The sequence below is a fragment of the Nocardia asiatica NBRC 100129 genome, assembly GCF_000308415.1.
Taxonomy (GTDB): Bacteria; Actinomycetota; Actinomycetes; order Mycobacteriales; family Mycobacteriaceae; genus Nocardia; species Nocardia asiatica.
In genome coordinates this window covers 1-23,483 of sequence record NZ_BAFS01000150.1, presented here as the reverse complement: position 1 = coordinate 23,483, position 23,483 = coordinate 1, and the positions used below count along the sequence as shown (strand labels likewise).

The window sequence follows — 23,483 nt, the reverse complement described above, 5'->3', positions numbered from 1 at the left end:
ACCGAACGGGCGTGGTCCCGGTGCCGCAGGGTCTCGGCCCGGCGCGGGCGCAGGTGTGGGACAGCGCCGCCTCGGGTGGGTCTGGCGGGGTTGCGGCTCGTCTGCGCTGGCGGTTCAGGCGGGTTCGATGCGGGCGGGGACGTGTTTGTGCCAGGGGGTGCCCGCGATGGCGTCGCGCCAGGTGAGGTCGGTGAGTTCGTTGGCGGCGACGCCGGTGCGCCGGGTGCCGTTGCCGGTGGGCAGGTCCAGGCCGAGGCCGTTGGGCAGGGAGGCGTGGCCGGGTTGCATGCGGTCGTTGGTCTCCACGGTGGCGACGGCGCTGCCGCGGCGGGTGGTGATGCGGGCGTGGTCGCCGGTGGCGAGGCCGAGGCGGGCGGCGTCGTCGGGGTTGAGGCGCAGGGCGCCTTCGGGGTCGCGGCGGCGCCAGGTGTCGTCGCGGAAGATGGTGTTGGCGGTGAAGGAGCGGCGCTCCCCCGCCGCGAGCACGAACGGGAATTCGGCGCTGGTGTGGGTGGCGGGTGTGGTGGTGAGTTCGCGCAAAGCTTGCAGGAGTTCGGGGATGGCCAGTGGGATGCGTTTGTCGGGGTGCGGGAGGTAGTTCCAGGCGTCGTCGTAGTCGTCGAGGGTGAAGGTGACTCCGGAGCGTTCGCTGCGGATGGCGTCGAACAGTGCATCGGCGTCGCGGTGTCCGGCGCGGCGCATGGCCTCGGGGTAGACCTTGGCGACGCGCTGGGCAAGGGCCCACAGGACGGCCGCGGAGCGCGCGTTGCCGGGCAGGGTGGGGCCGAGTGTTTCGTAGAGCAGGTAGGGGGCGAGGCCGCCGAGGGATTTGTCGGTGGCCAGCAGGGCGGCGAAGGTCCAAGCGTAGGGGCGTCGTCCGAGCCTGGCCGCGGTGCGGAGGAGGGTGAGTTTCGCGTGGCCGACGGCGCGCAGTTCGCGCAGCAGTCGTGCGTAGATCTCGGGTTCGGGCAGGGTTCCCGGTAGTGGGTCGAGGAGGGGGGCGCGCAGGTGGAAGGTGTTGTGCGGGAATTCGAGGTTGAAGAAGGTGGCTTCCCATTTCTCGAATTGGCTGGCGGCGGGGAGGACGTAGTCGGCGTGGCGTGCGGTTTCGGTGAGGGCGATGTCGATGACGACGACCAGGTCGAGGGCGTGGAGTGCGTCGCGGAATGCGGTGGAGTCGGCCAGGGAGTGGGCGGGGTTGGCGGATTCGATGATCATCGCGCGGAACCGGTCGGGGTGGTCGGTGCATATTTCTTCGGCGATGGCGTTGCAGGGCAGCATGCCGCCGAGGATGGGTGCGCCGGTGACGGGGCTGCGTTTGACTTCCCGGCTGTATCCGGCCAGTGGCGCCATCCACGAGTGCGGTTGCATGGCGCCTGGTTTGGCGAAGTTGCCGGTGAGCAACCACAGCAGTTTGTCGAGGTAGGAGACGAGGGTGCTGTTGGGGCTCTGCTGGACGCCGAGGTCTTCGTAGGTGGCGACGCTGCGGGCGGTGGCGATGCGGTGGGCGGTGGTGCGCAGGAGTTGTTCGGGGATGCCGCAGATCTCGGCGTAGGCGGGGATGTCGATGTGCGCGAGGTGGGCGCGGACGGTGTCGGATCCGGTGGTGTGTGCGGCGAGGAAGGCGTGGTCGAGCAGGTCGTCCTGGACGAGGACGGCGAGCAGGGCGGCCAGGCACCAGGCGTCGGTGCCGGGGCGTACGGGCAGGTGGATGTCGGCGAGGTCGGCGGTTTCGGTGCGCACCGGGTCGATGACGATCATGGTGCGGGTGGGGTCTTTGGCGATCTGTTGCAGGATCGTGCGAGCGCGGGGGACGCCGTGGGATTGCCAGGGGTTCTTGCCGAGGAACACGGCGACTTCCGCGTGTTCGAAGTCGCCGGTGGTGTGGCCGCCGGTGAGGTGGGCGTCGACCCATCCTTCGCCGGTTTTCTCCTGGGCCAGGGCGCTGGAGCGGTAGCGGCTGCCGAGGGCGCGGCGCAGGGCGGTGCTGTAGGCGCCGCCGAGGTGGTTGCCCTGTCCCCCGCCGCCGTAGTAGAAGATCTTGTCGCCGCCGTGGGTGTTCTTGATGTCGGTGAGGCGTGCGGCGACTTCGGAGATGGCGGTGTGCCAGTCTATTTCGGTGAAGGTGCCATCCGGTTCGCGGCGGAGCGGGGTGGTGAGCCTGGTGCCGCCGTTCTGGTAGTGGTCGAGGCGCAGCGCTTTGTTGCAGGTGTAGCCGGCGGAGGCGACGTGGTCTTTGTCGCCGCGGATCTTGGCGAGGCGGCGGTCCTCGAGCTGGACGAGCAGTCCGCAGTTGTTCTCGCACAGGATGCAGGCGGTTTTGTGCCACGCTCCGGTGGCCGTGGGGGTGGTCATCGGCTCACCTGGTCGACGCGGGTGCCCTCCAGCCAGGGTTGTGGGTCGGCGAGGAAGGGGGTGTCGGCGAGCCGGTCGAGGTCTTCGAAGAAGGCTTTGGTGGTGCGGGCGGCCGCGGCGGTGGTGCCGACGGAGACGAATCCGGCTTGTTCGGCGTCCAGGCCGCGGGAGAGGGATTTGTCGGTGCCGAAGTAGACGGCGCGTTTGAGTTCGGCGACGGCGACGGGGTTGCGTGCGGCGAGTCGTGCCGCGGTGGCTTGGGTTTCGGTGAGGAGGTCTTCGGCGGGGAGGGTGCGGTGGAGCAGGCCGAGACGCAGCGCTTCCTGGGCGGTGTAGGGCTTGCCTTCGAGAGTGATCTCGATGGCTTTGGCGGCGCCGAGCAGGCGGGTGAGGCGTTGGGTGGCGCCGCCGCCGGGGATGAGGTTGGCCAGTGTCTCGATCTGGCCGAGGCGCACGTGGTCGGCGTCGGCGGCGTAGCGCAGGTCGCAGGCGAGGGCGATCTCGTGGCCGCCGCCGAGGGCGGGGCCGTTGATGGCGGCGAGGTAGGCGACGCCGGAGCGGTTCATGCGCAGGGTGGTGCGTTTCCAGCGGTGGCCCCAGACCAGGCCGGCGCCGAGGCCGCCGCCATGGCGTTCGACCAGGCCGGTGGCGCCGGGCACGCGCAGTGCGGTGGCGGCGGCGCGCAGGAGCGGCGCGGCGGCGCGGGCGGGCAGGAAGGGGTGCGGTTGTTCGATCATGCCGCTGAGGGCGGCGGGGTCGGCATGGGTGAGGAAGCGGCCGGGCAGTCCACCGGTGAGCACGACCGCGCCGACCGTGTCGTCGGTGTCGACGGCGGCGGTGAGGGTGTCGAGGTCGCGGACGACCGCGGTGGTGACGAAGTTCCATGGTGGTGCGACGACGCGCGCGGTGAGTACCCGCCCGGTGTGTTCGAGTTCGATGGTTTCCAGGTGGAGGTCGGCGGCGGGCATCGGCGGCTCCTTCGGTGCGCGGGTCTGCGGTCGGATCGCGAGATCGTGTCCGCGCGAGGGTGATCGGGCGCGGCCTGTTCCCGACTATGGCATTCACCATAATGGGTGTGTCAAGGGCTGACGTGCGCGCTCATCCCGCGGCGGGCATCAGCTCGCGCAACCCGTCGACGGCGTCGTCGAGTGGTGTGATGTCGCGGCGGACACGGCACAGCGCGATGGCGCCCTCGAACGCGGCGACCGTGAGCGTGGCCAGGCGGCCCGCGCGTTCGGCGGGCACGGCGTGGCGGGTCAGCATCCCGGTGAGGGCTCGGTGCCAGCGATGGAAGATCTCCGCGGCGAGCCGGGCGAACTCGGGGGTTTCGTCGTTGGTTTCCACGGTGACCGCGAAGATCGGGCAGCCGGCTCGGAAGTCGCTGTCGAGCAGGGTGGCCCGCCACATCGCGGCGAAGCGGTCCAGTGCGGCGGCGGGGTCTTGCTCGCTGGTCAGGCGTTCGATGTAGGTGGACATCAGCTCTCCCGCCGTGCTGAGCGCGTCGGTGATCAGCTCGGTGCGGCCGCCGGGAAAGTGGTGGTAGACCGAGCCGCGTGGCGCGCCGGTGGCGGCCAGGACCCGGTCGACGCTGGTGGCGCTGGCGCCGTGCACGCGAAGGGAGTCGATCGCGCCGTCGATCATGCGCCGGCGCGCCTGCCCCCGGGGTGGACGAGGAGTGCCGGCGCTGCGGGATCGACGTGTCGTTGCCATACCGCCCATACTATGGCTCCTGCCATAGAAGGTGCCGCCGTTCCGGACCGGCCCGACCGGTCCGGAACGACGGCTGCGCGGCAGCGCTCACGCGGTGGGCTTGTGCACCCGGTTGCCGTGGAATTCCAGCAGCGCCGCGAGGGTCTGCTCGGGGGCTTCCAGCTGCGGGTAGTGGCCGATCCTGGGCAGTTCGACCACGTCCGGGTCGGTGATCAGCTCGCGGTAGCGGCGCACCATGTGACCGCCGGAAACGGGGTCGGCCGTGCCGTCGACGAACCGCACCGGAACCTGGGTCTGCTGCAGGGCGCCCACCCAGCGCCGCCGGTGCTTGCGGCGCTCGGCCAGGTACCGGATCAGCTTGTGGCCGTTGCGTTTCCCGTGCTTGCTGCACCACAGCAGCCAGAAGTGGTGCAGTTCGACCTCGGTGGGCCGGGTGTCGGGCCCGAACACCGCGGCCAGGCTGCGGTGGAAGGTGTGCTCGGTGCCCAGTACGCCGACCAGCGGGCCGAGCGGGCCGGCCAGCAGCCGCTGCACCGCGCGGGGGCGGTGCGCCTCGGGGAACAGTCCGCCGTTGAGCAGGAACACCGATTCGACCAGCAGTGATTCTTCGCCGAGGGCGCGGCGCTCGGCGTCGCGCGCCAGCAGTTCCTGGGCGACGGTGTCGCCGTAGTCGTGGGCCAGGATGTGGTATCGGCCGATGCCCTGTTCGCGCAGCAGGTTCTCGTGGATGTCGGCTTGGTCGGCGATGCTGTAGTCGTAGTGGCGTGGTTTGGCCGACCAGCCGAATCCGATCATGTCCGGTGCGATGACGCGCGCGAAGCGCTCGCACAGACCGGGCCAGATCCGATGCCAGTCCCAGGACGCGGTGGGGAATCCGTGGATGCACACCAGCGTCCCGTCGGCGCCACCGCCTCCGTCGCGCCAGAAGATCTGGTGGCCGCGATGGGTGTGGCGTCGTCCGTTCGCCCGCCAGGACGCGAACTCCTCCATGTGCTACCTCCTCGTCGTCGACAAGCATGGCGCGTGATCGCGCCGGGCACAGTAGTTCGGTGGACCGCGTACGTGTCATCTACCGCGCGGGCCGTTTGCCGATCGTGCGCTCTGCGAGAATTCCACCGTGGATGTCGCGATCGGCCTGGTTGTTCTCATCGCGTCGGCGGCCGCCTTGGCGGCGCTGGCGCGCCGGTTCGGGGTCTCCGAACCGTTGGTGCTGACGGTGGGCGGGGTGGCGGCGTCGTATCTGCCGTTCGTGCCGGAGATCCACCTCGAGCCGGAGATCATTCTGCTCGGTTTGCTGCCTCCTTTGCTGTATACCGCCGCGATCCGCACGTCGCTGGTGGATTTCCGGGCGAATGTGCGCACGATCGCGTTGCTGTCGGTGGGTTTGGTCCTGTTCACGACGTTCGCCGTGGCGGTGGTGGTGTGGTGGCTGCTGAAGGTGCCGTTCCCGGTCGCCGTCGCCTTGGGGGCGGTGGTGGCCCCGCCGGACGCGGTGGCCGCGACGGCGGTGGCCCGGCGGATCGGGATGCCGCGGCGGATCGTGACGATCCTGGAGGACGAGTCGCTGTTCAACGACGCGACCGCGCTGGTGGCGTTGCGGACCGCGCTGGCGGCCACGATGGGCGCGGTGTCGGTGTGGGAGGCCGGGGCGGACTTCCTGCTGGCGGCCGGTGGCGGCGCGGCGGTCGGGGTCGTCGTGGCGTATCTGCTGGCGATGCTGCGGCGGCGCATCACCGATCCGGTGATGGACACCACGTTGTCGTTTCTCGCGCCGTTCGCCGCCTATCTGCCCGCCGAGGGCATCCACGCCTCGGGGGTGATCGCGGTGGTGACCTGCGGCATGATCCTCGGCCACAACGCGCCGGCGTGGCAGAGTGCCGCGTCGCGGATCGCCGAGCGCATCAACTGGCGCACGATCCAGTTCATCCTGGAGAGCGCGGTGTTCGTCCTGATCGGGCTGCAGGTGCGCGGCATCTTGGAGGACGCGTGGAACAGCGATCTCGACCACGCTACCCTGCTGCTGACGGCGCTGGCGGTGCTGGCCGCGACGATGCTGGCGCGTCCGGTATGGGTCTTCGGTTCGGCGCTGCTGACCCGCAGTCTCGGCAACGGCCGGGCGGTGCCGGTGAGTCATCTGGTGGTGGTGTCCTGGGCGGGGATGCGGGGTGTGGTGACGCTGGCGGCGGTGCTGCTGCTGCCGCAGGACACCGAGCGGCTGGCCGTGCTGAAACTGCTGGCGCTGGTGGTGGTGGGCGGAACGCTGCTGCTGCAAGGGATGTCGCTGCCGTGGCTGGTGCGCCGACTGCGGTTGCGCGCGCCCAGCCGCGCCGAGGACGCGTTGCAGAAGGCCAATCTGTTGCAGCAGGCCACCGCGGCCGGTCTGGCGGCGCTCGAACAGCGGGTCACGCCGGATACTCCGGACGCGGTGGTGCAGACATTGCGCGATCGCGTGCTGTGGAAGAGCAACGCCGCGTGGGAGCGGCTGGGGCGGGCGGAGTCGGAACTGGTGACACCCACGGCGGAATATCGGCGGCTGCGCCTGGCGATGCTGCGCGCCGAACGCGAAACGGTGTTGCGGGTGCGCGATTCCGGTGCTGTCGACTACGAGATCCTGCAACATGTGCTGGCGCAATTGGATCTGGAGGAGTCGATCATCGACCGCTTCGACGAAGCGGAGGACGAACACGCCGAGCCGCTGGCCGTCGCGGCGGCCGAGGACGTCTGCGGGCATCTGCGTGACGCGCCGCTGGTGCGGGCGCATACCGGGCCCGACGAATGCGCCGAATGCCTCGCCGAAGGGTTGTCGTGGGTGCATCTGCGGATGTGCCTGGCGTGTGGGCATGTGGCCTGCTGCGACTCCTCGCCTGGCAACCACGCGAGCAGGCATTACGCGGGCAGCGGCCATCCGGTGATGCGCAGTGTGGAACCGGGTGAGGCGTGGCGATGGTGCTACGCCGACGAACTGCTCGGGTAGCGGCGCGGTGTCAGCGCTGGGCGTGGGAGTAGATCAGGCGCGCGTATTCGGCCAGCAGCCGGTCCAGTGACAGGTTCTCCCCGCCCGCGGCGATCTGCTGGTAACCCACGAGCATCGCCATACCGAGCGAGGTGACCACGGCGGCGGTGTCGTCGTCGCCGACGACGCCCCTGACCGCCTTGTGCACGGTGCGCCTGCGGGATTCGTCGACGCGTTTGAGGGCGAGGTTGACCGATTCGTCGTTGGCCGCCCAGGCGCGGATCGCGGCCTCGGCGGCATGATGCAGCCCGGCGGCGAGATCGGACATCGCGCGGATGTCGTCGTCGGGGTTGCCCTTGTTGAACGGCATGGTGCCCAGGATGCGCACCTGCCGGTTCTCCCAGTGCTCGAGCAAGGCGTCGACGAATCCCTGCCAGCTGCCGAAGTGGTGGTAGAACGACCCACTGGTGACGCCGAGCTGCCGGCACAGCACACCGATGTTCAGACCTTTGAAGCCGAGTTCGGCGAGCACTGCCAAGCCGGTGTCGAAGTACTGCTCCTTGGTGACCACTCGTGACATACGCGCGCCGTTCTCTTCGTTCGGTCAGGGGGGAGGGACCGAACAGTACCCCATCGTAGCGTCGGCCGGACCGAGCTCGGGAAGTACCGATGCGTACCCCGGGAGAACGCCGCAGTACCTGTTACCTGCGGCAATACGTAGTACTCATGACCGATCGGGCGGCGGAGGGGCGCGCCCCCCGTTACAGAGCAAGCGCTCTGTTATGGTTGTGGGTATGCCCCGTCCCCGGACGCACGACCCCGACACCGTGCTCGACGCCGCGGAAGCGTTGGCCGTTCGCTCCGGCCCCGCCGCGGTCACCACGCGCGCGGTCGCGGCCGCCACCGGCGTCTCCAACGGCGCGATCTACCACACCTTCGGATCGCGCGCCGAACTGCTGGGCCGCACCTGGCTGCGCGCCGCGCGCCGCTTCCTGGACCTGCAGACCGCGTTGGTCACCACCGCCCTGGACGGCTGCGACGGCGTCGAGGCGGTGGTCGCGGCCGCCGAGGCGCCCGCGCTGTTCGCCGAGCGCTACCCGCACTCCTCGCGGTTGCTGCTGGCCGTGCGCCGCGAGGAGTTGCTGGGCGAGCTGCCCGAGGCCGTCGCCGGTGAACTCGCCGCCACCGACGAGGTCCTGGTGAGCCTGCTGGCCCAGCTGTCGCGGCGGCTGTGGCAGCGCGGCGATCGGCGCGCGGTCGACCTGATCACCCTGTGCCTGGTCGATCTGCCCACCGCGGTGCTGCTGCGCCGCGACCGGCTCACCGATCCGCACGCACGGGAATATCTGCGCGGCGCTGTGCGCGCCGTGCTCGCAGTCGGCCCGCCGCCACCCTGACCTGCCTGAATCCCCGATGAAAGGAACCCCATGCCCACCCTCGACTACCACGACAAGATCGCCGTCCTCGATCTCGGCGGCGCAGAGAACCGCTTCTCCCCCGAATTCCTCGACCGCGTCGGCGCCTGCCTCGACACCGCCCTCGCCGACGGCGCCCAGGGCCTGGTCACCACCGCGAGCGGCAAGTTCTACTCCAACGGACTGGACCTGGACTGGCTCGGCGCCCACGGCGAGCGCGCCGAGTGGTATGTCGCGCAGGTGCAAGCGCTGTTCGCGCGGATGCTCACCCTGCCCGTGCCCACCGTCGCCGCACTGCCCGGTCACGCCTTCGGCGCGGGCGCCATGCTCGCCATCGCCCACGACTACCGCGTCATGCGCGCCGACCGCGGCTACTTCTGCTTCCCCGAAGTCGACATCCGCATCCCCTTCACCCCCGGCATGGCCGCGCTCATCCAGGCCAAGCTCACCCCGAAGACCGCCCTCGCCGCCATGACCACCGGCCGTCGCTTCGGCGGCGCCGACGCCGCTGCCCTCGACATCGTCGACGCCACCGCCGCCGAAGGCGCCGTCACCGAAGCCGCCCTCGCCCTGCTGGCCCCGCTCGGGGGCAAGGACCCCGGCACCCTCGGCGCGATCAAGAACACCATGTACGGCCCTGCCGTGACAGCGCTGACCACCTAGACAATCGGTCGCCACCGGCCGGATTCGCCAGAATTGCTGTACGGCAAGAATTTTCACATCGACTGCGGCGAAAATTCGCGGAGGTGACATGAAATTCTCTCCGGATCGATATCTCGATCGACGGCCGGATCGGGTCCCGTCCGATAATCGCGGTATGCATACCAGCGAGTTGCCGCACCGCGTGTGACGCTGAAGTACCAGGTCAAGTGGTGCGGCCGCTCATCCGGCTCGGTAGGCGAAGGCCAGAGAAGGACCCGTTCTCGGACCCCCGTCGCACCTTGTGTTCATTAGTCGTTCACGAGAAAGACGGTCGCGTCGGACACGCTGCTGAATTCGTGTTTCCGACGGAAATGGAGTGATCGTGGAATTGCTGACCGTTCTCGCCGACCTTCTGACGGCCGTGTTCTCAGCCGGTAGCGGCAGCGCTGGCTGATCGCACCTACGAAAGCTCGGACAGTCCGCCCCCTGCGCCGTACCGCAACACCCGCGCCCGAGCGGGCAGCGGGCGTCCGTGCGAGCGCGCTCACAGCAAGAAGGTGAGTCGTTGCGGCCGCACGTAATCGGACGGGTCGTGCAGTGCGCGCAGCTCCGGTCGGCGTGCGGCGGCGATCTTGTGCAGCTCCGCGCGCAGTGCCGGATCGTAGTTCGCCGCCCCTGCGGTGAGTCCGGGCAGCCAATTGTCGTGATGGGACGGGACGAACACCGTCGGGGCCAGCGCCTGGATGTAGGTGCGTGGGTCGCGCAGGCCGTTGCTGATCTGGTTGTAGCCCTGCACCGCGCCGATCTGCACATCGGTGGCCGGTAGCGCGGCCAGGACGTCGAGCACCTGCGGCGCGCGTTCGGTGAGCGGTCCGGTCGAGTCGTGCCAGACCAGGGACAGACCGGGGACCCGGAACTGATACAGCAGGACCCCGCCCTCGGGGTCGCGCAAGCGCGGTATCCCTTGCAGCAGCCCGCTCAGTGTCGGCGGGTGGGCGAGCACGATTCCCGGTTCCGGGCGGGGGAAAAAGCGAGGTGATCCGTCGGTGGGGTCGGGTGGGGTGCGTGCGGAGTGCAGATGCCGGATGACGGTGATCTCGACCGCGCCGACGGTGAAGTCCGCGCGGGCGCCGATCGCGGTGTGCGCGTCACCGTGGTGTGCGGTCGGGAACGTCGCATCGGTGAGCTGGGCGGTGATGTTCGCGCAGTGCTCGGCGGTGCCGTGCACGGTGGCGCCGCTGGCCCGCGCGATGCGGCCCGCGTCACCGGCATGGTCGAAGTGGCCGTGACCGATGAATATCGCCTCGGGTGCCAGGTCCACCAGATCCTGCGGGGTGGCCGGGACGTAGCCGGTGCTGGTCAGCCGGGGAACCCACGCGTCGAGCAGGAACACCGCGCCGCCGATGGCCATGGCGTAGGTGGTGCAGCCCACCCAGGACAGCACCACCCGGTCGGTGCGCAGGGCACCGGTGGCGGCATCGACGCTGTCGGCGCCGAAGAAACGCCTGCGAGCGGCGATCGTCCGTGGATCGGCGGTACCGGCCGAGGGCAGTAATCGTCCGGCCGCGAGGGCCGCCAGTTTGCCGCGGGGATCGAACCGGCCCGGACCGGGAAGCTTGCACACGCCGCTACCCCATCACGCGCGGCGGACGCGGGCAAGGGACGGTCAGCGGCTACAGGCGGATGCCCAGCAGCGCGTCGACGGCGGTGGCGATCAGCGCGGGCGCCTCGCTGTCCTGGCCGCCGTAGTCGAGTGCTCGGCGGGCCCAGTCGTCGACAGCGTCGAGCGCTTTGGGGGTGTCCAGGTCGTCGGCCAGGTGCTGGCGCAGGCGGGCGACGGTGTCGGTGGCCGAGGGACCTGCCTGCAGTGCGGTGGCCGCGCGCCACGACCGCAGGCGCCGCTGCGCCTGCTCGAGCAGGGCGTCGGTCCACATCCGGTCCTGGCGGTAGTGCCCGGCCAGCAGTGCCAGCCGGATGGCGGCCGGGTCGACGCCCTGGCGGCGCAGCACCGACACCAGCACGAGATTGCCGCGCGACTTCGACATCTTCTCCCCGTCCAGCCCGATCAGCCCGGCGTGCACATAGTGGCGGGCGAAGCGGCGTCCGGCGATCAGCGACTCGGCGTGCGCGGCGGAGTATTCGTGGTGGGGGTAGATCAGGTCGCTGCCGCCGCCCTGGATGTCGAACTCCGGGCCGATGCGGTTCACCGCGATCGCCGAACACTCGATGTGCCAGCCGGGGCGGCCCGCGCCGAACGGAGCGGGCCAGGACGGCTCGCCGGGCCGCGCGGAGCGCCACAGCAGCGCGTCGATGATGTCGCGTTTGCCGGGACGGTCCGGGTCGCCGCCGCGTTCGGCGAACAACCGCTCCATCGTGGCGCGGTCGTAGCCGGATTCGTAGCCGAACTGTTCGGTGGCGTCGGCGCGGAAGTAGACGTCGGGGTACTCGGCGTCGTCGACGACGTAGGCCGCGCCGGAGGCCAGCAGTTTCTGCACGAACTCGACGACCTCGTCGACGGATTCGACGGCCCCGACGTAGTCGCGCGGCGGCACGATCCGCAGCGCGGACATGTCCTCGCGGAACAGATCGGTTTCCGCGGCGCCCAGATCCCGCCAGTCCACGCCGTCACGGTCGGCGCGTTCGAACAGCGGGTCGTCGACGTCGGTGACGTTCTGCACGTAGTGCACGTCGTGGCCCGCGTCGCGCCAGAGCCGGTTGACCAGATCGAAGGTCAGGTAGGTCGCGGCGTGCCCGAGATGGGTGGCGTCGTAGGGCGTGATGCCGCAGACGTACATGGTGGCGGTGGGGCCGGGGGTGACCGGGCGCACCTGACGGTCGGCGGTGTCGTACAACCGCAACGGCGGTCCTGCTCCGGGGACGGTCGGGAGGGCGGTATCGGACCAGGACTGCATGCTTACGAGGGTAAAGGTGTGCTGGAGATCAGCTGTCCCCGGCCCGGTGCCCGCGCCCGCCGCCCCGCTCGCCTCGCGCCGCGCGACCTGCGTCTTCGGGCCGATCGTGTGATGTCAATAGTTAGGGTTTCGGTGCATCAGCTGTCGGCGCCGCGGGTGGGATCGGCGACGGTGTTGGGCGTGATCGTGAAGGTACCGTCCAGCTCCGGGATGTCGGGGTCGATGTCGGCCAGCGCTGTCTGGGTGAACCGGCCGCGCGCCACGTCGAACTCGAGTTCGTGATACGCGACCGTATCGCCCCAGTCCGGGGAAGGCAACGACAGGAACCGCATGGTGAACCGCCCGGAGTCCACCGAGCCCTCGGTGAGGACATAGACCCCGAAGTGGTTCTCCCCTTCCGAACTCAGCCAGTAGACGCCGTTGTCGTAGAGGTGCACGGCGGTGTCGGGATAGGGCTTCTTGTCGTAGAGGTGCACGTAGTGCAACGCGATCCGGTAGGTGGGCGCGCCGATGGCGATCCGCACCGTCGGTGCCGCGTGGTCTCCGGTCGCGTCGGTCATCGCGTCCTCCTCGTCGTCGCGCCGAGCGTTCGAAGCCTCCACTGTGCCCGTTATCGCCGGTCGCGGCATCGGCTGTGGTCGCGCTTCAGAACGCGGGCCACGGGATGGGGCGCGCGGTGCGCGGCAGCGGCATCACCGGCTCGTCGAGCAACTGCTGGGTGCGTTCGATCAACGCGTCGATCTCGGCGTCGGTGATGTGCTCGCTGAGGGTGTCGGCGAAGGCGCCCGGCAGTTGCTTGGCGAACGCGGTGACGTCCGCGAGGAGTCCGTCGCCGATCGGTTGCCCGGCCCAGCCCCACAGCACCGTGCGCAATTTGTGGTCGGTGTGCAGGCAGATGCCGTGGTCGACGCCGTAGACCTGCCCGTCCAGCCCTTCCAGGGCGTGCCCGCCCTTGCGGTCTGCGTTGTTGAGCAGCACGTCCAGCACCGCCACCCGCTGCAACCGCGGATCGTCGGCGTGGATCAGTGACACTTCGTTGCCCATGTCGTCCAGCGCGCGCAGCACCTCACGGAACCCCTCGGGCACCGTGCCTGCGGGGCACAGGTCGATCAGGTCCAGGCGGTCGCCGCGGTCGGTGTGGTTGTCCACGCCCACGACCCAGCGCTGCACCATGCCGGGACCGAAAGGGCCCTCGCGCACAATCGTTTCCGGGATCACTCCCCAGCCGATCGCTTCGGAGATCAGATACGAGGCCACCTCACGCCCGGCCAAGGTGCCGTCGGGGAAGTCCCACAGCGGTCGTTCGCCGCGGATCGGTTTGTAGACCACCCGCAGCGGCGGGTGGCCGGCGGCGCCGCTCACCTCGCAGACCAGGGTCACGTTGCTGGCGGTGTTCACCCGCCCGATCACCGTCAGCTCGCCGCTGTGGAATCCGTCCCCGGCCTCGGCCACCGAATCACTCCTCCAGTTCGGCCGCGCCGAAGATGTCTCCGCGCTTGTAGCCGTTGGTGCGCACGCACATGTGCCCGCGCGCGGACAGCGGTTCGCCGCACAGCGGGCAGGGCGGGCGGCCCGCGGCGATCACCCGGGTGGAGCGCAGTGCGAATTCCCGCGCCTGGATCGGGGTGAGGAACACCCGCACCGCGTCGGGGCCTTCTTCGGTGTCGTCGAGCACCACCGACTCGTCGACCTCGGTCTCGGTGATCGCCAGCAGCTCCACCACCACCGCGCCCGCGTCGGCGTCCCAGCCCAGGCCCATCGTGCCCACCCGGAATTCGGCGTCGATCGGAGTGACCAGGGGCGCGTTGTCGCTGACGTCCTCGGCCTGCGGGGGGACTTCCGCGCCGAAGCGGCGCGCGACCTCGTCCAGTAGCAGACCCATCCGGTCGGCGAGCACCTTCACCTGCTGCTTTTCCAGCAGCACGCTGACCACGCGCGGTTCCTGCACCGCCTGCAGGTAGAACGCGCGATCGCCCGGCTCACCGACGGTCCCGGCGACGAAACGATCGGGGGTGCGGAATACATGGATTGCGCGTGACACATGCACCTCCTGATACGTGACCCTGATCGACTACCCGCGGCGCGGGGGTTCCATACAACGACCGCTCGGTTGTTTACAAGGAATCTCGGCGCTCCGCATTCCCATTATCCGCACTTCCGGTATTACCGAGCTCGCCACCGGGAACAGGCCCGGAGGGCTGCGGTCCCGGCGCCGCCGAGCCGGCGCCGGAGCGTTGCCCGCCGGAAGCGGCGAGGGCCGACAGGTCGGCGCCGGTGTCGTTGAGCCGCCACACGTAGGGCGCGGTCGGGGTGTAGCGCACGACGCTGATCGACGCGGGCTCCACGACGATGCGCTGGAAGCCGTCGAGGTGGATGCCCAGCGCGTCCGCGAGGATCGACTTGATCACGTCCCCGTGCGTGCACGCCACCCACAGCGCGTCGCGGCCGTGCTGTTCGGCGAGGGCGCGGTCGTGGTCGCGGATCGCGGCCACCGCGCGCACCTGCACCTGCGCCAGGCCTTCACCGCCGGGGAACACCGCGCCGGAAGCGTGCCGCTGCACGACTTTCCACAGCGGTTCCTCCAGCAGTTCCGCGATCGGGCGGCCGGTCCATTCGCCGTAGTCCACCTCGAGCAGGCGGTCGTCGAAAATCGGTTCCAGCCCGTATTTTTCCGCCAGCGGGGCGACCGTGCGCTGACAGCGCAGCAGCGGGGAGTGCACGATCCGTTCGATCGGCAGCCCGGCCAGTCGTTCGGCCACGGTCCTCGCCTGCTCCTCGCCGCGCTCGGTGAGCTCGACGCCGGTGCTGCGACCGGCCAGGGTGCGGGCGGTGTTCGAGGTCGACACACCGTGCCGCAACAGGATCACCGTCATGCGGTCAGCCTAGCGATCATGTCGCCGAGACCTCGCCCGCCGCCAGCAGACCCAGGATGACCGCGCCCAGCACGACGCGGTAGCCGACGAACCAGTACAGCGAATGCCGTGCGACGAAACGCAGCAGCCACGCTACCGACGCGTAGCCGACCACGAACGCCAGCACGGTGGCCACCAGTAGTTGCGGCCCGCTGGCGTTGAGTCCCTCACCAGCGGGTTCGAACGCGTCCGGCAGGCTGAACAGGCCCGAGGCGGTGACCGCCGGGATCGCCAGCAGGAACGAGAAACGCACGGCGGCTTCGCGTTCCAGGCCCAGGAACAGGCCCGCGGTCGAGGTCGCGCCCGAACGCGAGACACCGGGGATCAGGGCGAGGCACTGCGCGAAACCCATGGCCAGCCCGTCGCGGGTGGTCAGCTGCTCGATCGAGCGCTCTTTGCGGCCGAAGTGCTCACCGGCGGCGATGACCAGGGCGAAGAAGATCAGCATGAACGACACCAGCCACAGGTTGCGGGCTCCGGTGCGGATCTCGTCTTTGAACAGGAATCCCAGCACGCCGATGGGGATGGTGGCGATGATCACATACCAGCCGATTCGATAGTCGAGGTCGCGCTGGGTCTGCTCGTCGAGAACGCGGGTGCGGTCGGCGGTGAGGACGGGAAGTCTCGTGGTGGGCTGATCGTGCAGCGGGAGCTCGCGGCGGCGGGGCGCGGTCAGCCGATCGCGCACTCCCGCGAACCAGGCCAGCACGATCCGCCAGATGTCCTTGGCGAAGAACACCAGCACCGCGGCTTCGGTGCCGAGCTGGGTGACCGCGGTGAACGAGGCGCCGGCGTCTTCGCCGAAGAAGACCGACGAAACGATGCGCAGATGCGCCGATGAGGAGATCGGCAGGAACTCCGTCAGCCCCTGCACCAGACCCAGCACCAAGGCCTGCACCCAGGTCATCGACTCGCCAACCACTAACCATCCTCCACTTTCGCCCGAAACACGCGTCGGTGTTTGGGCATTGGCGCAGCGGCCGGTCGTTCTTTCGTGACGACCGCCCCGATCACGCAGCGACAGTACAGTGCCGGACTCGCGGCAGCGTGCCCGGCTGTTGGGTGCCCGGCGCCGAGGGAGGTTCGCCGGGGACGGCGGGTTCGCCCGCGCACCCGAGTGCGACCCACTGTGCTGGTGGGCGCCGAGTCGCGTATCCACACTCTAGGCTTGGCGCCGTGACGAAAGCGCGGACACGGTGATGGAACAGCGGACGGTGGGCCGCAGCGGCCTGCGGGTGTCGCGGATGGGCCTGGCGACCCATACCTGGGGTTCGCACACCGACGCCGAGGACGCCGCGGGGCAGTTGGTGGCGTTCGTCGAGGCGGGCGGCACGCTGGTGGACACTTCGCCCGCCTACGCGGGCGGGGCCGCGCAGCGGATCCTGGCCGAATTGCTCGGTGACCTGGTTTCGCGGGACGAGCTGGTGCTCAGCGGGTGCGCGGGGACCGCGCCGTGGGGGTTCGCCCCCGCCGAGGTGCCGGTGCCCGCGCAGGTCACGGTGGATGCCTCGCGGCGGGCGCTGCTGCGGCAACTGGATCGCACCCTGCTGGAGTTCGGCACCGACCATCTCGACATCTGGAATGTGGCGGTGTGGGATCCGCGTACGCCGCTCGAGGAGATCGCCTCGACGTTGGAGCAGGCGGTGCGGTCGGGCCGGGTCCGGTACGCGGGGGTGCGCGGGTTCGGCGCCTGGCAGCTGGCCAGCCTGGCCGCGGTGGCGCCGGTGACCGCGGCGCAGACCCCGTATTCGCTGCTGGCGCGGGGCGCCGAAGCCGATGTGGTCCCGGCCGCGCGGTATCACGGGGTGGGGGTGATCGCCTCGGCGCCGCTGGCGGGCGGCATCCTGACCGGTAAATACCGCGACGGGGTGCCCGCCGATTCGCGGGGCGCCGACGAGGCGACCGCGGCGGAGATCCGCAGTGGTCTCGACGACCGCGCCACCCGGGTGGTGGACGCGCTGGTGACCGCCGCCGACGGGCTGGGTACCTCGCCGCTGGCGGTGGCGCTGGCCTGGATCCGCGACCGGCCCGGCATCGCGAGCATGATCGTCGGCGCCCGTGACATCGGGCAGCTCACCGGGGTGCTGGCCGCCGAGACGCTGGAGCTGCCGCGGGCGATCGCGGCCGCCTTGGACGACGTCAGTGCGCGCGCCGAGTGACACAGATTAGCCTTGCCTGCATGAGCACTGCAGCGACCTGGGGTGGGCGTGGGAACCGAGCCGGACCCGGGTGGTGGCGTGCCGTCCTGGCCGTGCTCGCGGTGAGCTTGCTGGCCGGGTCGGTCGCGTGTGGCGGCGACGCGGGCTCCTCGCACGGCGGGCACGGTCCGACGACGGCGACGCTGCCGGATCTGGACCCGGTGCCGATCGGGCCGGAGCCTACGCCCGCGCTGCCGGTGACGGTGCGGTCGTTCGACGGCGCGGAGGTCACCGTCACCGACGCCTCGCGCATCATCGCCGTCGACCGCTACGGCACCCTCGCTCAGACCGTGTACGCGCTGGGGTTGGGGCCCAGACTGGTGGGGCGCAGCACCTCGGCGGCGTTTCCGGCGGTGCGGGAGGTGCCGAACGTGGCCGGCGGCAACGGATCGCTGAACGTCGAGTCGGTGCTGGCGCTGCGGCCGTCGGTGTTCTTGACCGACACCACCAGCGCCTCGCCCGCGGTGCGGGAGCAGTTGCGCGCGGCGGGTGTCACGGTGGTGTACTTCGATCCGGAGCGCACGATGGACGGGGTGGTGCCGCAGATCGAGGCGGTCGCGGGCGCGCTGGGGGTGCCGGAGCGGGGGCAGGCGCTGGCGCAGCGCACGCGCGACGAGATCGCGGCCGCCAGTGCGGCGGTGCCCGCCCAGGATCCGCGCCTGACCATCGCGTTCGTGTATCTGCGTTCCACCGCCATCACCATGCTCGCCGGGCCGGGCTCGGGTGCGGACGCGTTGATCGCGGCGCTGGGCGCGCGGGACGCGGGCAGCGTCGCGGGGTTGACCGAGCCGTTCACCGCGGTCACCAGTGAGGCGATGATCGGCGCCGCGCCGGATGTGCTGCTGGTGATGTCGGACGGGCTGAAGTCCGTCGGTGGTGTGGAGGGGCTGCAGAAGGTGCCCGGCGTCGCGCAGACCCCTGCCGGGCGCGACCGGCGTGTGGTGGACATGTCCGATGCGGTGCTGCTGAGTTTCGGGCCCAACACCGGCCGGGTGATCGCGGCGCTGAGCGCGGCGGTGTACGGCACCGGGCACGCATGAGCCTGCCGGGGACGCGAGCGGCGCGGCCGCCGGTGACGCCGGTACCGAAGTCGCGCAGCTGTTCGCGGTTGGTGCTGGTGTTCGCGGTCGCGCTGGCGGGGTTGGTCGTGCTGGCATTGGCGTCGGCGGCGATCGGTCAGGTGCCGACGACGCCTGCCGAGGTGGCGGGCAGCGTGCTGCACCGGTTGGGGTTGGATATCGGGCCGATGCCCGCGCATCCTTCCGGTGAGGTGACGCTGTGGGAGGTGCGGTTCCCGCGGGTCGTGCTGGCGGTGCTGGTGGGTGCGGCGCTGGCGACAGCGGGTGCGTTGTTGCAGGGTGTGTTCGCCAATCCGCTCGCCGAGCCGGGCGTGATCGGGGTGTCGGCGGGTGCGGCGGTCGGTGCGGGCACGGTCATCGTGGTGGGTGGGGCGTTCGTGGCCGCGTGGTCGGTGGCCGCGGCGGCGTTCGTCGCGGGACTGGCCACCACGTTGCTGGTGTATCTGCTGGCGCGCTCGGGTGGGCGCACGGAGGTGGTCACGCTGGTGCTGACCGGTGTGGCGATCAACGCTTTCGCCGGTGGGCTGATCGCGTTGCTGTTGTTCGTCGCCTCCCCCGCGGCGCGCGACCAGATCGTGTTCTGGCAGTTGGGTTCGCTCAACGGGGCCAGGTGGGAAGCGGTGGGTGTGGTGGCGCCGCTGACCGGGATCGGTGTCGCCGCGGCGGTGCTGCTGGCGCCGCGGTTGGATCTGCTGGCGCTCGGGGAGTCCGCGGCCCGGCATCTCGGTGTCGACGTGGAGCGGCTGCGCCGCAACGTGATCGTCGTAGTCGCGGTTCTGGCCACAGCCGGTGTCGCGTTCACCGGCATCATCCTGTTCGTGGGGCTCATCGTGCCGCATCTGGTGCGGATGCTGGTCGGTCCGGCCCACCGGGTGCTGATCCCGCTGAGCGCCATCGTCGGCGCGGTGGTGCTGCTGGCCGCCGACGTCACCGCCCGATCCCTGGTCGACAACGCGGACCTGCCCTTGGGCATGCTCACCTCCCTGATCGGCGGCCCGGTGTTCTTCTGGCTGCTGCGCCGCACCCGCGCCCGCTCCGGAGGCTGGGCATGACCGCACGTCGCGTGGCGCACGGCCGATGCCGGGACGATTTCCGCACGAGGCGCCATTCGGGGCCGGGAGGTGTCGGGTGAGCTTGTTGCGGACAGTGCACGAGTTGCCGCAGTGGCCGCGGAAGGGGCAGGCGACGGTGCGGGCGGCGGGGGTGAGTGTGGAGCGGCGCGGTGGCGGGCAGGCGCGCCGGGTGCTCGAGGGTGTCGACTTCGAGGCGGTCGCGGGGCAGGTCGTGGCCCTGGTCGGGCCCAACGGCGCGGGTAAGTCGACGTTGCTGGCCGCGCTGGCCGGGGAGTTGGCGCTGAGCGCGGGGGCTGTCGAACTCGACGGGCAGCCGTTGACGCACTGGACGACGCTGGACATGGCCCGGCGGCGGGCGGTATTGCCGCAGACCCACACCGTCGGCTTCCCCTTCACCGCGCGGGAAGTGGTGGCGATGGGCCGCGCGCCCTGGGTGCGCACCGAGCGGCGCGAACTCGACGAAGAACACATCGCCGCGGCGATGGCCGCCACCGACGTCGAACACCTGGCCGCCCGGTCGTTTCCGACTCTCTCCGGCGGTGAACGCGCCCGCGTGGCGCTGGCGCGGGTGCTGGCGCAGGACACCGCCACACTGCTGTTGGACGAGCCGACCGCGGCACTGGATCTCGGGCATCAGGAAGCGGTGCTGCGGTTGGCCGCCGCCCGCGCCGCCGACGGCGCGTCCGTGGTGGTCGTGCTGCACGATCTCGGGATCGCGGCCGCCTACGCCGACCGCGTCGCCGTGCTGGACGCCGGTCGCATCGCCGCGGACGGACCACCACGCGAAGTGCTCACCACCGAACTGCTCACGCGGGTCTACCAGCACCCGGTCGAAGTGCTCGACCACCCGGTGACCGGCGCGCAACTGGTCCTGCCGGTGCGCCGCTGAGCCCGACTCACTCCGGTGGCCGCCGCCGTCGCGGTAGTCGTCCCGCGCGGTGTCGTTGACGCTCTGCGGTGATGCGGGCGCAACTCGTAGGGCCGAACCGTAGTTGCGCCGGAGCCGCCCGAGCTCGGCGGATGCTACGGCTCCTCCCCCCGTGTAAGGTTGACGTGCGCTTCGGTGGGAGGCGTCGGATGGCCTTTCGGGCAGATCCAGCTCTGGAAGCATCGGGCGCACACGCAGTGCCGCCGCCAGGGAGCAACCGCGGCTTCGCCCTTGCGGGGTGGAGTCCATCACCCCGAGGCCGGACGGGCGTCAGCGCCAGATCAGTTTCAGCACCGCGGGAGTCAGCAGCAGGCGGATCACGGTGGCATCGAGGATCAGGGCGGCGATCATGCCATAGGCGATGTATTTCATCAGTACCAGGTCCGAGAACCCGAACGCGCCGGTGACCACGATGAGGATGGCCGCGGCGGAGGTGATCACGCCGCCGGTGTGAGCGATGCCGTAGCGGATCGCCTCGGGCGCGTCCGCGCCGGCGGCGCGGGCCTCCGACACCCGCGACAGCAGGAACACCTCGTAGTCGGTGGACAGCCCGAACACCACCGTCACGATCAGGGCCAGCACCGCGAACATCAACGGTCCGGGAGTGAAGTGGAAGATCCCCGCGCCGTGGCCCTCGACGAACATCCAGGTCAGCATGCCGAGGGTGGACACGAGGCTGAGCGCGCTCATCGCCACGGCCTTCAATGCCAGCACCAGCGAGCGGAACGCCGCGTACAGCAGCGCCAGCGCCGCCGCGACGAGCAGGGCCAGCAGTGTGGGCAGGCCGTCGATCAGGCCGTTGATGCTGTCGCGTTCGAGTGCGGGCACACCGGCGACCATCACCCGCACCCCGGGCGGTTCGGGGATGGCGCGCAGTGCGGCGATGACGTCGTCGGCGTCGCGTTTGTCGGCCAATCCGGCGGCGAGCACGTTGATGCCGTCCTTGGTGGGCGCGGCGGGCTCGAAGCGGCCGGTGAGGCCGGGGATCTGGTTGGCGGTGTAGCGGATGTCGCTGAGCTGGCGCGCGTCGGCGCCGACCACCACGAGTTTCAGCGGTTCGGTGCGGAAGCTGGGAAACAGCTCGTCGAACCGTTCCTGCGCGACCCGGGCGGGGTTGTCGTCGGACAGGTAGCGTTCGCTGAGCCCGCCGAATTCGATGTTGCGCATCGGGATGGCGAGTGCGAGCAGCGCGAGCACGATCGGCACGGCCACCGCCACGGGTCTGCGCATCGCCCACAGCGCCAGGCGGGCGAAGAATCCGGCGTCGATCTGCGCTTCGGTCTTGGTGCGGGAGAACCGTTTCCAGCCCAGGAAGCCGATGCGGCGTCCGACGATGCTCAATGCGGCGGGCAGCGCGGTCACCGACAGCAGCGCCGCCAGCAGGACCGAGCTGATGCCGCCCAGCGGCACCGAACGCAGCACCCCGTTGGGGAAGATGAACAGCGCGCCGAGGCTGAGGGCGATGATCGCGGCCGAGAACAGCACGGTGCGCCCGGCGGTGGCGACGGTGCGGGCGGTGGCCTCCTCGACGGTGTGGCCCGCGGCGAGTTCTTCCCGGAAGCGGGTGACGGTGAACAGCCCGTAGTCGATCGCCAACCCCAGGCTGACCAGGGTCATCACGGCGCTGGCGAAGACGTTGACGTCGAGGTGGTCGGTCAGCAGCCGCAGGCCGCCCTGGGTGCCCAGGATCGTCATGCCGCCGATGAGCACCGGCAGCAGCGCCCCGATCACGCCGCCGAACACGAAATACAGCAGGATCGCCACCAGCGGCAGGGCGATCATCTCCGCGCGTTTGATGTCGCGCTGCATGCCGGTGTTGATGCCTTCCACGATCGGCTGCAACCCGGCCAGCTGCACGGTGGTGCCGCCCGGGCCGCCACCAGCGCGCCCGGCGCCGAGATGGTCCTTGATCGCCAGATAGTTCTCCACCGTCGCGGTGCCCGAGCCGCGCAAGCCGACGCTGGCGAAGGCGTGGGTGTGGGTGGGGTCGGTGGCCTGGGCGGAGAACGGGCTGTCCCAGTAGCTGTCGATCTTCTGGATGCGCTCGGGATAGGCCGACAGCAGGTCGGCGAGCTGCCGGGTGACCGGGCCGCGTACCGCGGGATCGTCGACGGTGGCGCCGTCGGGGGCGGTGTAGAGCAGGATCAGGTCGCTGTCGGTGTCGCGGCCGAAGGTGCGGTCGGCCAGTTCGGCGGCGGCCACCGATTCGCTGCTCTCGTCGAACCAGCCCTCCTGGGTCAGCCGTCCGGCCAGGTCGCGGCCGTACCAGCCCGACAGCAGCACGAACAGGACGAAGAAGGCCAGCACCAGGAAGCGGTGGCGGTGCACGAACCGTCCCCACCGCAGTGAACCGGAACGGCGCATCGCGTCGCGGGCCCGCTCAGCCGCAGGCCGGAGTGCGGTAGTCGGCCGAGCGCAGGATGCCGCACAGGTCGGTGCGCGAGATCTTCCACTTGCCGTCGATCAGCACGAAGTGCACGACCGTGGTGCGGACCGCGGCGCCGGTGCCGTCCTTGTCCAGGCGCATGGTGGCCGTCAGTGTGCCGTCGTGGTTGTCGAACACCGGGTCGGTGACGCCGTAGACGGCGCGCGGGTTGTCCTGCAGCGCCTTGTACATGTCGGGGATGGCCTGGCGGAAGGATTCGCCGTCCTCGATGAGGGCGGTGCGTTCGCTGTCGGGCAGCGCCGGGTCCAGTGCCCGCTTGATCTGGGCGTCCAGGTCGGCGGCGGTGGGCAGCGGCGGGTGCGCGGCGCTGGAGGAGACCGCGATCGAGGATGACAGCGACGCGTTGGCCGACGAGCGGGCGGCCTCGACCGCGGCGTCGTCGGTTCCGCTGTCGCAGGCGGCGGCCGGCGCGGCCAGCAGCAGAACGGCCGCGGTGAGCGCGGTGCGGGCGAGTCGTGTGCGGGTCATCACTTCCTACATACCTTCGATGACGGAGCTGATCCGTCCCAGCAGGGCACGCACGGCCGTGACGTCCCGTTCCGCGGCGGCCTCGACCGCAGCGGTGTCCGGGATCATATCCCGCACCAGCGCCGCGACACTGCGTTCGTCGTCGAGGTCGATGTCGGTGACCGTGGCTTCGGCGACCGCGAGCACGTCCTCGGGGCCGGGGACGGCGTCGGCCGGACCGCGGCGGTAGACCTCGAGCGTCATCGTGGCGCGGACCGTGCGGAAGGCGAACGGGTGCCCGTCGGCGGTGGTGCCGAACCCGTGCGCGTACGGACCGACGGTGATGTCGTCGATGACGAATCCCGACGAATGGTCGGCTTTCAACCCGGTTCTCCCTATATCGGACGGTGTGG

At 70.4% G+C, this 23,483-nt stretch carries 22 protein-coding genes; 7 read left to right on the top strand and 15 right to left on the bottom strand.

Going from position 1 to position 23,483, the window contains the following annotated elements:
* Window positions 1-114 precede the first annotated feature (114 nt).
* The 4 genes from ON27_RS14255 to ON27_RS14240 all read right to left on the bottom strand — a co-directional run bounded on the left by ON27_RS14255 (window position 115) and on the right by ON27_RS14240 (window position 5,055).
* Window positions 115-2,355 (bottom strand): molybdopterin-dependent oxidoreductase, encoded by a 2,241-nt coding sequence (locus tag ON27_RS14255; RefSeq protein ID WP_043726067.1) that lies wholly within the window; start codon window positions 2,353-2,355, stop codon window positions 115-117.
* Window positions 2,352-3,323, bottom strand: coding sequence for an enoyl-CoA hydratase/isomerase family protein (locus ON27_RS45380; RefSeq protein ID WP_043726064.1), 972 nt, complete (start codon window positions 3,321-3,323; stop codon window positions 2,352-2,354). The genes ON27_RS14255 and ON27_RS45380 overlap by 4 nt, the downstream gene beginning before the upstream one ends.
* Before the next feature lie 130 nt (window positions 3,324-3,453).
* Window positions 3,454-3,996, bottom strand: a complete 543-nt coding sequence (locus ON27_RS14245) for a TetR/AcrR family transcriptional regulator (protein ID WP_043726057.1) — start codon at window positions 3,994-3,996, stop codon at window positions 3,454-3,456.
* 156 nt (window positions 3,997-4,152) lie between these two features.
* Window positions 4,153-5,055 (bottom strand): alpha/beta fold hydrolase, encoded by a 903-nt coding sequence (locus tag ON27_RS14240; RefSeq protein WP_043726056.1) that lies wholly within the window; start codon window positions 5,053-5,055, stop codon window positions 4,153-4,155.
* A 127-nt stretch (window positions 5,056-5,182) separates the two neighbouring features.
* Here ON27_RS14240 and ON27_RS14235 point away from each other — a divergent pair, with 127 nt between their 5' ends.
* Entirely contained in the window at window positions 5,183-7,039 is a 1,857-nt protein-coding gene (locus tag ON27_RS14235; RefSeq protein WP_043726055.1) for a Na+/H+ antiporter, read from the top strand.
* A gap of 10 nt (window positions 7,040-7,049) precedes the next feature.
* Here ON27_RS14235 and ON27_RS14230 read toward each other — a convergent pair whose 3' ends face one another.
* Window positions 7,050-7,598 carry a TetR/AcrR family transcriptional regulator gene (locus ON27_RS14230; protein WP_043726054.1) on the bottom strand — a complete coding sequence of 183 codons (549 nt, stop codon included), beginning with the start codon at window positions 7,596-7,598 and terminating at the stop codon, window positions 7,050-7,052.
* Between the two features lie 214 nt (window positions 7,599-7,812).
* On the opposite strand from ON27_RS14230, the gene ON27_RS14225 reads away from it, so the two are divergent.
* Together ON27_RS14225 and ON27_RS14220 are read left to right on the top strand one after the other, a co-directional pair.
* Window positions 7,813-8,415: a TetR family transcriptional regulator gene (locus ON27_RS14225; protein WP_043726051.1), complete on the top strand. Its 603-nt coding sequence runs from the start codon at window positions 7,813-7,815 to the stop codon at window positions 8,413-8,415.
* Window positions 8,416-8,445: 30 nt separating this feature from the next.
* Window positions 8,446-9,096: an enoyl-CoA hydratase-related protein gene (locus ON27_RS14220; RefSeq protein WP_043726047.1), complete on the top strand. Its 651-nt coding sequence runs from the start codon at window positions 8,446-8,448 to the stop codon at window positions 9,094-9,096.
* A 523-nt stretch (window positions 9,097-9,619) separates the two neighbouring features.
* Here ON27_RS14220 and ON27_RS14215 read toward each other — a convergent pair.
* The 7 genes from ON27_RS14215 to ON27_RS14185 all read right to left on the bottom strand — a co-directional run bounded on the left by ON27_RS14215 (window position 9,620) and on the right by ON27_RS14185 (window position 15,806).
* Entirely contained in the window at window positions 9,620-10,699 is a 1,080-nt protein-coding gene (locus tag ON27_RS14215) for an MBL fold metallo-hydrolase (RefSeq protein ID WP_051046562.1), read from the bottom strand.
* Between the two features lie 49 nt (window positions 10,700-10,748).
* Window positions 10,749-11,987, bottom strand: coding sequence for a cysteine--1-D-myo-inosityl 2-amino-2-deoxy-alpha-D-glucopyranoside ligase (mshC, locus tag ON27_RS14210; protein WP_043726044.1), 1,239 nt, complete (start codon window positions 11,985-11,987; stop codon window positions 10,749-10,751).
* A gap of 137 nt (window positions 11,988-12,124) precedes the next feature.
* Window positions 12,125-12,547 carry a hypothetical protein gene (locus ON27_RS14205; RefSeq protein ID WP_043726107.1) on the bottom strand — a complete coding sequence of 141 codons (423 nt, stop codon included), beginning with the start codon at window positions 12,545-12,547 and terminating at the stop codon, window positions 12,125-12,127.
* An 85-nt stretch (window positions 12,548-12,632) separates the two neighbouring features.
* The gene (locus ON27_RS14200) at window positions 12,633-13,439 is read right to left on the bottom strand and encodes an SCO1664 family protein (RefSeq protein WP_043726041.1); all 807 of its coding nucleotides are present in this window, start codon (window positions 13,437-13,439) and stop codon (window positions 12,633-12,635) included.
* 4 nt (window positions 13,440-13,443) lie between these two features.
* Window positions 13,444-14,028, bottom strand: a complete 585-nt coding sequence (locus ON27_RS14195; RefSeq protein ID WP_039798216.1) for a DUF3090 domain-containing protein — start codon at window positions 14,026-14,028, stop codon at window positions 13,444-13,446.
* A 73-nt stretch (window positions 14,029-14,101) separates the two neighbouring features.
* Window positions 14,102-14,860, bottom strand: a complete 759-nt coding sequence (locus ON27_RS14190) for a histidine phosphatase family protein (protein ID WP_043726037.1) — start codon at window positions 14,858-14,860, stop codon at window positions 14,102-14,104.
* 16 nt (window positions 14,861-14,876) lie between these two features.
* Complete coding sequence (locus tag ON27_RS14185) at window positions 14,877-15,806, bottom strand: undecaprenyl-diphosphate phosphatase (protein WP_043726035.1); 930 nt, start codon at window positions 15,804-15,806, stop codon at window positions 14,877-14,879.
* Window positions 15,807-16,098: 292 nt separating this feature from the next.
* Here ON27_RS14185 and ON27_RS14180 point away from each other — a divergent pair, with 292 nt between their 5' ends.
* Genes ON27_RS14180 through ON27_RS14165 form a run of 4 tightly spaced genes read left to right on the top strand, consistent with a single transcriptional unit; the run spans window position 16,099 to window position 20,138 of the window.
* The gene (locus ON27_RS14180; protein ID WP_043726032.1) at window positions 16,099-17,058 is read left to right on the top strand and encodes an aldo/keto reductase; all 960 of its coding nucleotides are present in this window, start codon (window positions 16,099-16,101) and stop codon (window positions 17,056-17,058) included.
* Between the two features lie 20 nt (window positions 17,059-17,078).
* Window positions 17,079-18,137: a heme/hemin ABC transporter substrate-binding protein gene (locus tag ON27_RS14175; protein ID WP_043726030.1), complete on the top strand. Its 1,059-nt coding sequence runs from the start codon at window positions 17,079-17,081 to the stop codon at window positions 18,135-18,137.
* A complete protein-coding gene (locus ON27_RS14170; protein WP_083887569.1) occupies window positions 18,134-19,228 on the top strand; it encodes a FecCD family ABC transporter permease in 1,095 nt (364 codons plus the stop codon). The genes ON27_RS14175 and ON27_RS14170 overlap by 4 nt, the downstream gene beginning before the upstream one ends.
* Before the next feature lie 25 nt (window positions 19,229-19,253).
* The gene (locus tag ON27_RS14165) at window positions 19,254-20,138 is read left to right on the top strand and encodes a heme ABC transporter ATP-binding protein (protein WP_083887568.1); all 885 of its coding nucleotides are present in this window, start codon (window positions 19,254-19,256) and stop codon (window positions 20,136-20,138) included.
* A gap of 309 nt (window positions 20,139-20,447) precedes the next feature.
* Here ON27_RS14165 and ON27_RS14160 read toward each other — a convergent pair whose 3' ends face one another.
* The 3 genes from ON27_RS14160 to ON27_RS14150 all read right to left on the bottom strand — a co-directional run.
* A complete protein-coding gene (locus ON27_RS14160) occupies window positions 20,448-22,541 on the bottom strand; it encodes an MMPL family transporter (RefSeq protein ID WP_043726027.1) in 2,094 nt (697 codons plus the stop codon).
* Window positions 22,542-22,557: 16 nt separating this feature from the next.
* Window positions 22,558-23,091 (bottom strand): WKL family lipoprotein, encoded by a 534-nt coding sequence (locus tag ON27_RS14155; protein ID WP_043726024.1) that lies wholly within the window; start codon window positions 23,089-23,091, stop codon window positions 22,558-22,560.
* Between the two features lie 6 nt (window positions 23,092-23,097).
* Window positions 23,098-23,483: hypothetical protein (locus ON27_RS14150; RefSeq protein WP_306306949.1), on the bottom strand; the 386-nt coding region annotated here is incomplete at its 5' end.